General features: G+C 68.6%; 10 protein-coding genes and 1 pseudogene. 6 read left to right on the forward strand and 5 right to left on the reverse strand.

The window, feature by feature from the left end; genetic code table 11:
* Together HUU96_RS15095 and HUU96_RS07890 are read right to left on the reverse strand one after the other, a co-directional pair.
* On the reverse strand, positions 1-149 hold a 149-nt coding region (locus HUU96_RS15095), incomplete at its 3' end, for a DUF6481 family protein (RefSeq protein WP_254605115.1).
* Positions 150-282: 133 nt separating this feature from the next.
* Positions 283-813: a MucR family transcriptional regulator gene (locus HUU96_RS07890; RefSeq protein WP_174292287.1), complete on the reverse strand. Its 531-nt coding sequence runs from the start codon at positions 811-813 to the stop codon at positions 283-285.
* Positions 814-1281: 468 nt separating this feature from the next.
* Here HUU96_RS07890 and HUU96_RS07895 point away from each other — a divergent pair, with 468 nt between their 5' ends.
* From HUU96_RS07895 to queE, 5 genes are all read left to right on the forward strand, one after another.
* Positions 1282-2454 carry an aspartate aminotransferase family protein gene (locus HUU96_RS07895; RefSeq protein WP_174292295.1) on the forward strand — a complete coding sequence of 391 codons (1173 nt, stop codon included), beginning with the start codon at positions 1282-1284 and terminating at the stop codon, positions 2452-2454.
* Positions 2447-3373, forward strand: coding sequence for an ornithine carbamoyltransferase (gene argF, locus HUU96_RS07900; RefSeq protein WP_174292288.1), 927 nt, complete (start codon positions 2447-2449; stop codon positions 3371-3373). Before HUU96_RS07895 ends, argF begins: the two co-directional genes overlap by 8 nt.
* An 82-nt stretch (positions 3374-3455) precedes the next feature.
* Positions 3456-4358 (forward strand): Hsp33 family molecular chaperone HslO, encoded by a 903-nt coding sequence (locus tag HUU96_RS07905; RefSeq protein ID WP_174292289.1) that lies wholly within the window; start codon positions 3456-3458, stop codon positions 4356-4358.
* 158 nt (positions 4359-4516) lie between these two features.
* The gene (gene queC / locus HUU96_RS07910) at positions 4517-5203 is read left to right on the forward strand and encodes a 7-cyano-7-deazaguanine synthase QueC (protein WP_174292290.1); all 687 of its coding nucleotides are present in this window, start codon (positions 4517-4519) and stop codon (positions 5201-5203) included.
* Entirely contained in the window at positions 5200-5832 is a 633-nt protein-coding gene (gene queE / locus HUU96_RS07915) for a 7-carboxy-7-deazaguanine synthase (RefSeq protein WP_174292291.1), read from the forward strand. Before queC ends, queE begins: the two co-directional genes overlap by 4 nt.
* On the opposite strand, the gene HUU96_RS07920 is transcribed toward queE, so the two are convergent.
* From HUU96_RS07920 to lipB, 3 genes are all read right to left on the reverse strand, one after another.
* Complete coding sequence (locus HUU96_RS07920; protein ID WP_174292292.1) at positions 5829-6542, reverse strand: hypothetical protein; 714 nt, start codon at positions 6540-6542, stop codon at positions 5829-5831. The genes queE and HUU96_RS07920 overlap by 4 nt on opposite strands.
* A gap of 187 nt (positions 6543-6729) precedes the next feature.
* Entirely contained in the window at positions 6730-6975 is a 246-nt protein-coding gene (locus tag HUU96_RS07925; protein WP_174292293.1) for a hypothetical protein, read from the reverse strand.
* Between the two features lie 89 nt (positions 6976-7064).
* Positions 7065-7736 (reverse strand): lipoyl(octanoyl) transferase LipB, encoded by a 672-nt coding sequence (gene lipB, locus HUU96_RS07930; protein WP_174292294.1) that lies wholly within the window; start codon positions 7734-7736, stop codon positions 7065-7067.
* A 90-nt stretch (positions 7737-7826) separates the two neighbouring features.
* Between lipB and HUU96_RS07935 the strand changes: the two are divergent.
* Positions 7827-8055: pseudogene (locus HUU96_RS07935) on the forward strand (hypothetical protein); the annotation flags it as partial.

The raw sequence follows: 8055 nt of genomic DNA on the forward strand, positions 1-8055 counted from the left end.
TCGTCGCGCGCTGCCTGCGCCGCCTGGCGCTGCTCGACGAGCGCTGGGTCGGGGGCGGGCTTGTCGCGCAGCAGGTCGAGAGCGCGCTGCTTGGCGGCACGGGCCAGTGCTGCCCGCTCGGTGAAATCGGGGGTCTTGAAGGCGGCCATTGAACGTATCCGTGGTGTTGGCGCGGGTCGACGCGCGTTCGCAAGCGCTCCTTACCGGTAATGACCCCGATGTGTCACGCCGCCCTGTCGCGACATCTGCAAACTGGGGAGGCCAGGCGCCTCCCCAGCCGGATCATTCGCCGCTGTCGGTGCCCAGCGCCTGCTTGGCGGCGTCGAGCGCGGCCTTGCTGCCCTTGCGCGCGGTCTTGGTCACGGCGTCGGCAGCCTTTTCGACCTTCTTCTCGACCTTCTGCCCCGCCTTGCGGCCCAGACCGATCGACTTGGCCATCGCGCGCCGCGCCTCGCTATAGGTGGCGGCGACCATCGGATAATCGGCCTTGAGGTTGAAGCGCTCGCGATACTCTTCGGGCGTCAGGCCGTTGGTGGTGAGATGACGACGCAGCGTCTTGTACGGCTTGCCGTCGATCATCGAGATGATGTGATCGGGCGACGACAGCGACTTGCGCACCGAGACCGCCGCCATGTGCTCCTGCGCGGGCTGCTCCGGCTCTTCGGCGACCGGCGTCGACAGCTTCGACACCGCATCGTGCATCGACTTCAGAAAGCCGGGAACATCGTCGGCCGATGTGCGCGTGTTGGGATTGCCCAGCCATGCGATGGTCAGTTCCGTGGCGAGTTCGACGCTGTTATACTCGGTGCTCATGATCGTCCTGATGAAGAGGTGATGGCGGCTGGGGCGAAGTCCCGTGCCGACCTTGCGGTGTCTAGACCGGTAAATCCTGCAACTGTCAATCGAGAACGCGACATCTTTGCACACAGCTATGCCAGCAACGCAGATCAATCGACGTTCAACGCGAATAGTGCAGATGACAGGGTGGTGAAGCCAGGCTGATCGTGCGACGACCTGCCAATGCAGTAAACAAGTTGCTGGCGGAGGTCGGCCAAGGCTCCGATGTTGACCGAGATCACTGTTTGAGCCGCGACAGCTGTCGATGGTCGGTCAAGATCACCGCCGGGTACCATCGGTCGACTGGATGCAGCGCAGGTTGGACGGCTCAAGGTTGTCGGATGCGGGCAGTTGAGCTAACGCGCGGCCGGGCGGTCCGTCGGGGCCGCCCTTTCTCGTTGGAGAGGACCCGCCGTGCCTGCCCATGCGTCCACCCCCGCGCTGATGCCCGTCTATCCCAGGTGCGGCGTGCGACCGGTGCGCGGCGAGGGCGTCTATCTTTATGACGAGGACGGCACTCGCTATCTCGACTTCGCCGCCGGCATCGCGGTGAACGCGCTGGGGCACGGCCATCCGGCGCTGGTCAAGGCGATCGCCGAGCAGGCGGCGACGCTGATGCACGTCTCCAACCTGTATGGCAGCCCGCAGCAGGAGCGGTTCGCGCAGCGACTGGTCGACGCCAGCTTCGCCGACACGGTGTTCTTTACCAATTCGGGCGCGGAAGCGGTGGAGTGCGCGATCAAGACCGCGCGCCGCTTCCACTTCGCCGAAGGGCAGCCGGAGCGGCACACCCTCATCACCTTCAACAACGCCTTTCACGGGCGGACGCTCGGCACCATTTCGGCGACCAACCAGCCCAAGATGCGCGACGGGTTCGAGCCGCTGCTGCCCGGCTTCCGCCAGGCTCCGTTCAATGACCTCGCCGCGGCGCTGGCGCTGGTCGACGACACCACCGCCGGTTTCCTGGTCGAGCCGATCCAGGGCGAGGGCGGCGTGTCGGTCGGCACCCCCGAGTTCCTGCATGGCCTGCGCGCGGCGTGCGACGAGCGTGGTCTGTTGCTGGTGCTCGACGAGGTGCAGTGCGGCTATGGCCGGACCGGTACCTTCTTCTACCACGAGCAGGTCGGCATCACGCCCGACATCATGGCGGTGGCGAAGGGGATCGGCGGTGGATTCCCGCTCGGGGCCTGTCTCGCCACCAGTCACGCCGCCAAGGGCATGGTCGCGGGCACTCACGGCTCGACCTATGGCGGCAACCCGTTGGCGATGGCGGCGGGGGAGGCGGTGCTCGACGTGATGGCGGAGCCCGGCTTCCTGCCGCATGTCGAGGCAATGGGCGCGCGGCTGCGCGGCGCGCTGGAGCAGATGATCCCCAATCACGACCATCTGTTCGAGGAGGTGCGCGGGGCGGGCCTGATGCTCGGCCTCAAGCTCAAGAGCGACAGCCGCCGCTTCGTCGCCCATCTGCGCGACGAGCACCAGCTGCTGACGGTCGCGGCGGGCGAGAACGTCGTCCGTTTGGTGCCGCCGCTGGTGATCGACGAAAGCCACATCGCCGAGTGCGTCGACAAGCTGAGCGCGGCGGCACGGGTCTATGTGGCGGCGAGCGATGACTGACGTCCGCCACTTCCTCAACCTCGCCGATGCCGGCACCGACGGCATCGCGGCGATGCTGGCCGATGCGCTGGACCGTAAGGCGGCGCGCACCGGCTGGCCCAAGGGCAGGCCCGACGCCGATGCGCCGCTCGCCGGGCATGTGCTGGCCTGCGTGTTCGAGAAGAACTCGACCCGCACCCGCGTCAGCTTCGACATGGCGATCCGTCAGCTCGGCGGCAGCTCGATCGTCATGGATGCAGGCCAGATGCAGCTCGGCCGCGGCGAGACCGTCGCCGACACCGCGCGCATCCTGTCGGGCTATTGCGACGCGATCATGATCCGCACCGACGATCATGCCAAGGTCGAGGAGATGGCCGCCTATGCCAGCGTGCCGGTCATCAACGGCCTGACCGACGCCTCGCACCCCTGCCAGATCATGGCCGACCTGCTGACGATCGTCGAGAGCGGGCGGGCGCTACCGGGACTCAAGGTCGCGTGGCTTGGCGACGGCAACAACGTCCTCGCCTCGATTGTCGAGGCGGCGACGCTGATGCAGTTCGATGTCGTCGCCGCCTGCCCGCAAGGCTTCCAGCCGGAGGAGGAGGCGATCACCCGCGCCTCAGGCCGCGCCCGCGTCGTCGCCGACCCGCGCGAGGCGGTCGAGGGAGCGGACGTGGTCGTCACCGACACCTGGATTTCGATGGGGCAGGCGCAGGCCGACACCAAGCTGAGGGCCATGCTGCCCTATCAGGTCACGCTAGCCCTCATGGCGCTCGCGCGGCCGGGGGCGGCGTTCCTCCACTGCCTGCCCGCGCACCGCGGCGAGGAGGTCGCGGCCGAGGTCATCGACGGCCCGCAATCGCTGATCTGGGCGGAGGCGGAGAATCGTCTTCACGCGCAGAAGGCGGTGCTGCGCTGGTGCTTCGGGCAAATCGGATAGCCTTCCATCCGTCACCCCCGGCACGAGGCCGGGATGACGAAGGTTGGTTGATCAAGGCTCGAGAGAGCCCCATCTTCCGGTCATGCTCAACACCACCACCGACCTCGACCGCGCACTGGGCTTCGCCATCCCGGCGCGTAGCGCGCGCGGGCGGATCGTGCGGCTGGGGCCGACGCTTGACCGGGTGCTCGCCGCCCATGCCTATCCGCCGGCGATCGAGGCGCTGCTGGCCGAAGCGCTGACGCTGGTCGCGCTGATCGGCTCGACGCTCAAGGACCCCGATGCGCAGCTGACGATGCAGACCCGCACCGATCAGGGCGTCGTCCAGCTGCTGGTGTGCGACTATCGCGGCGGCGAGGTGCGCGGTTATATCCAGTTCGACCCCGACCGGCTTGCCGCCGCGCCGGAGAACCCGACCCTGTTCGGGCTGTTCGGCCAGGGTTACCTCGCCATCACCTTTGACATGGCGACCTCGGGCGAGCGCTACCAGGGGATCGTGCCGCTCGACGGCGCGACCCTGGCCGAAGCCGCCGAGAGCTATTTCGTCCAGTCGGAGCAGATCCCCAGCCTGGTCCGGGTCGGCATCCGCAAGGGCGCGGACGGCCGGACGATCGCCGGCGGCCTGTTCCTCCAACATCTGCCGGAGGGCGAGGACGGGCGCGAGCGACTCCATACCCGGCTCGACCACCCCGAATGGGAGCATGTCGCCGCGCTGGGCGGCACGATGGGCGCGGACGAGCTCGCCGACCCCGTGCTGCCGCTGGAAACCCTGGTGTGGCGGCTGTTCAACGAGGAGGAGGTGCGCGTCCTGGCCGACGTCGCCATCGTGCGCGGCTGCCGCTGCACGCCCGAGCATATCGCCGGGGTGCTCGCCAAGTTCGGCCCCGACGAGCAGCGCGAGATGGCCGATGGCGACGGCGTGATCCGCGTCGACTGCGCGTTCTGCGCGACCAGCTTCCCGGTGCCGGTCGCGGCGGCGGCTTAACCGGTTCTTCATGCCTGGCTCGCTAGAGCAGGGATGTGCTTTTGGTTCGGCACTTCTCCCTTGAGCGGGCCTGTTCGCAGGTCCGATACCTGGGGCCGCCCTCACCGGCGGCCCTTTTTGTTGCGACTTGGGCGGCCAGTCCCTAGCTGACGGCGATCATGGCATCGCTACCTCCTGCCGTCGTCCTGGTTTCGGGCGGCCTCGACTCGATGGTGTCGGCGGCACGCGCGCGCGAGGACGGCCGGGCGCTGTTCGCGCTGTCGATCGACTATCACCAGCGCCACCGGATCGAGCTGGAGGCTGCACGCCGCGTCGCCGCCGCGCTGGGCGCGGCACGCCACATCGTCCTGCCGCTCGACCTGTCGGCGTTCGGCGGCTCGGCGCTGACCGCCGACATCGCCGTGCCGAAGCAGGGCGTGCAGCCGGGAATCCCGGTCACCTATGTGCCGGCACGCAACACCATCTTTCTCAGCCTGGCGCTGGGCTGGGCGGAGGCGGTCGGCGCGCGCGACCTCTATATCGGCGTCAACGCGCTCGATTATTCGGGCTATCCCGACTGCCGCCCGGAGTTCGTCGCCGCGTTCGAGGGGCTTGCCGAGCTTGCCACCAAGGCCGGCGTCGAGGGCAGAGCGTTCCGCATCCACGCGCCGCTCCAGCACCTGACCAAGGCCGACATCGTCCATGAGGGCGCGCGGCTCGGGCTCGACATGGGGCTGAGCTGGTCGTGCTACGATCCGACGCCGGAGGGAGAGCATTGCGGGCTGTGCGACAGCTGCCGCCTGCGCCGCCGCGGGTTCGAGGAGGCGGGCGTGGCCGATCCGACGCGCTATGCGGCGAACCCATGAGCTACGCGATCAAGGAGATGTTCCTGACGCTGCAGGGCGAGGGCGTGAATGCGGGCTCGCGCGCGGTGTTCGTCCGCTTTGCCGGGTGCAACCTGTGGTCGGGGCGCGAAACCGACCGGGCGACCGCGGTCTGCCGGTTCTGCGACACCGATTTCGTCGGCGTCGATGGCGAGGGGGGCGGGCGCTTCTCCGACGCGGCGGCGCTGGTCGCGGCGATCGACGGCTTCTGGGGTGAGGGACGGGCCAACCGCTTCGTCGTCCTGACCGGCGGCGAGCCGATGCTGCAGGTCGACGACGCGCTGGTCGAGGCGCTGCACGCCGCGGGCTTCCGCATCGCGATCGAGAGCAACGGTACGCTCGCCGCGCATCCCGGCCTCGACTGGGTGTGCATCAGCCCCAAGGCCGGGAGCGAGGTGGTGCAGCGCCACGGCGACGAGCTGAAGCTGGTCTGGCCGCAAGTGGGAATTGATCCGGCGGCGCTGGAGGAGTGGCGGTTCACGCACCATCTGGTTCAGCCGCTCGACGACGTCACCGGCGTCGATCACCGCGCGACGGCGATGGCGCTGGTGATGGCGCGGCCGGCGTGGCGGCTGTCGCTGCAGACCCACAAGCTGCTCGGTTTGCGTTAGCCGGCGGCGGCGGGCGGCCAGTTCTGCGCGCCGCATTTGCCGGCCTGCCACTCGCTCTTCTTGTTCCAGCATTGCGCGTCGAGCCGCGGCAACGGCGTCAGGGTCGAGGTGCGGGTCAAATAGTACGGAAACCGCTCCTCACCCGCGGGCACCAGGCTGTTGCGCAGCTGTCGCATCCGCCGCTCGGCGAGATCGCCAAAGGTACCGCGCGGGGCGAACAGCGCCTCGCGGCCGACCGCCGCCGCGGTCTGGCAGAAGCCATATTGCGCCGAAACGACGGCGAACGCCGAATAGGTGCGGGTGCCGAACTGGTCGAAGCCGGCCTGCCCGGCCTTGCTGCCCTTGCCGGCGGTCGCCCGGCCCGCGCCCGGCGTGCGCGCATAGTATTTCTGCAGGGTCGCCTGATCCTTGTCGAACTCGGCGTCATGGTCCTTGAGGATGGCGTTATAGGTCTCGACCGTGTGCAGCGTCGGCTCGAACTGGCATTGCAGCGCCGCCAGGTTGAGCGCCGACCGCATCGTCCAGGCCAGTGCCGCCTTGTATTCGGCGGACGTGGCTCCCGGCAGCGGCACCGTCATGCCCGGCTCGTCACCCTTGACGGTGCCGCCGCTGAAATCATGCGACTGGAGGAAGAACTGCGCCGTCGCCGGGGTCGCCGCGGCGACCGCCGCCGCCAGCACCGCACCGGCCGCGAATTGTCTCACCGTCATGTTCCCAGCTCCCACGCCTCAACCTAAGTTGCGGCGATTAGGGCACATCGGCGGTCAGCGGAATCCCTTTTCGGCCCGCACGGCGCGCGGGTCGTCGCAAGCCGATGCCGGCCGTCGCCAACGAGAAAGGGCCGCCCGGCATCCCGGACGACCCTTCTAACGTCAGCAACCGTCCCGGTCGGGATGATCACATCGTGTTGGTGGTCGTGGTCGAGTTGGACATCATGGTGTCGTTCGCCATCATGCCACCGTTCGACGCACCGTCGACCGCGGTCATGTTGTCCGACATCGTGTCCATGCCCTCGGTCGAGTTCATGTCGGTGACGGTGGTGTTCTCGGTCGTAACATTCTCGGTCTTGGGGCCGCAGGCCGCAACCGCGAGCGCCGCGCCGGCAATCATCGAGCCGGTCAGAATCTTGGAAAGTGCACGCATTGGAAGCTCCCTTAAAAGAGGATTTGGCCGGCTTTGCTCGCCCTTAATACCCAAATCGACGTGGACATTACCCTGATAATGCCCCCCCCTCAAGCCTCCTTTTCTGCAGTGCAAGAAAAGGTTGCAAGGAAGCCTGCGAAACTGTTCGCCAAGGCGGCGTCGACTGCGGCAAGATCGGCATCGATGCCCAACGCGGCAAGGCTGGTGACAGGGTAATCGGGCAGCCCGCACGGCACGATACCATCGAAATGGGACAGGTCGGGGGCGACGTTGATCGCAAGGCCGTGCAGCGTCACCCAGCGCTTCACCCTGACGCCGATCGCGCCGATCTTCGCCTCGCGCCCGGCGCGGTCGAGCGTCCAGATGCCCACCCGGCCGTCGGCGGTGAAGCCCTCCACGCCCAGCCCACCCAGCGCCGCGATTACCCAGCCCTCCAGCGCATGGACGTAGCGGCGCACGTCGCGGCCGCGACGGCCGAGGTCGAGCATGAGGTAGCCGACGCGCTGGCCGGGCCCGTGATAGGTATAACGCCCGCCGCGCCCGGTCGTGACGACGGGAAAGCGCGCCTCGATCAGCTCGGCGGGCGCGGCGCTGGTGCCGGCGGTATAGACCGGTGGATGCTCCAGCAGCCACGCCAGCTCGTGCGCTTCGCCGGCCGCGACCGCCGCGGCGCGCGCCTCCATCGCCGCGAGCGCATCGGCATAAGGGGTCAGGCCGGGGCTGACGCGCCATTCGGGGTCGAGGGGAGGGGGACCAGCCACCCCGGCGAGATGCGACGGCGGCCTCGCGCTTGCAAGCGGCTGGCGATGGTGGCGGGGTTGGGCTAGGCAACGGCATCGAGGGGAGTGGCGATGACGACGATCAGCAATGTTTGGGACCGCAGCGTCGCGGTGCTGCAGGGGCGGGGCGCGATGCTGGCGGGGATCGCCGCGGTCGCGATCTTCCTGCCCGCCGTCGTGCGCGCGGCGACGCAGGCCTATGCCGACCCGGCCTCGCCCGGCGGCAGGGCGCTGATCGGGCTGATCGCCATCGCCGCGATCGTCGTCGCGGTCTGGGGCCACCTCGCCATCCTGGCGGCGG

The organism is Sphingomonas bacterium (assembly GCF_903644135.1).
Classification (GTDB): Bacteria; Pseudomonadota; Alphaproteobacteria; order Sphingomonadales; family Sphingomonadaceae; genus Sphingomonas.

Coding starts and splice junctions, on each gene's coding strand:
- argF (WP_174292288.1), top strand. CDS start 2,447: ATGACTGACGTCCGCCACTTCCTCAACCTCGCCGATGCCGGCACCGAC.
- HUU96_RS07925 (WP_174292293.1), bottom strand. CDS start 6,975: ATGCGTGCACTTTCCAAGATTCTGACCGGCTCGATGATTGCCGGCGCG.
- HUU96_RS07920 (WP_174292292.1), bottom strand. CDS start 6,542: ATGACGGTGAGACAATTCGCGGCCGGTGCGGTGCTGGCGGCGGCGGTC.
- queC (WP_174292290.1), top strand. CDS start 4,517: ATGGCATCGCTACCTCCTGCCGTCGTCCTGGTTTCGGGCGGCCTCGAC.
- HUU96_RS07905 (WP_174292289.1), top strand. CDS start 3,456: ATGCTCAACACCACCACCGACCTCGACCGCGCACTGGGCTTCGCCATC.
- HUU96_RS07890 (WP_174292287.1), bottom strand. CDS start 813: ATGAGCACCGAGTATAACAGCGTCGAACTCGCCACGGAACTGACCATC.
- HUU96_RS07895 (WP_174292295.1), top strand. CDS start 1,282: ATGCCCGTCTATCCCAGGTGCGGCGTGCGACCGGTGCGCGGCGAGGGC.
- queE (WP_174292291.1), top strand. CDS start 5,200: ATGAGCTACGCGATCAAGGAGATGTTCCTGACGCTGCAGGGCGAGGGC.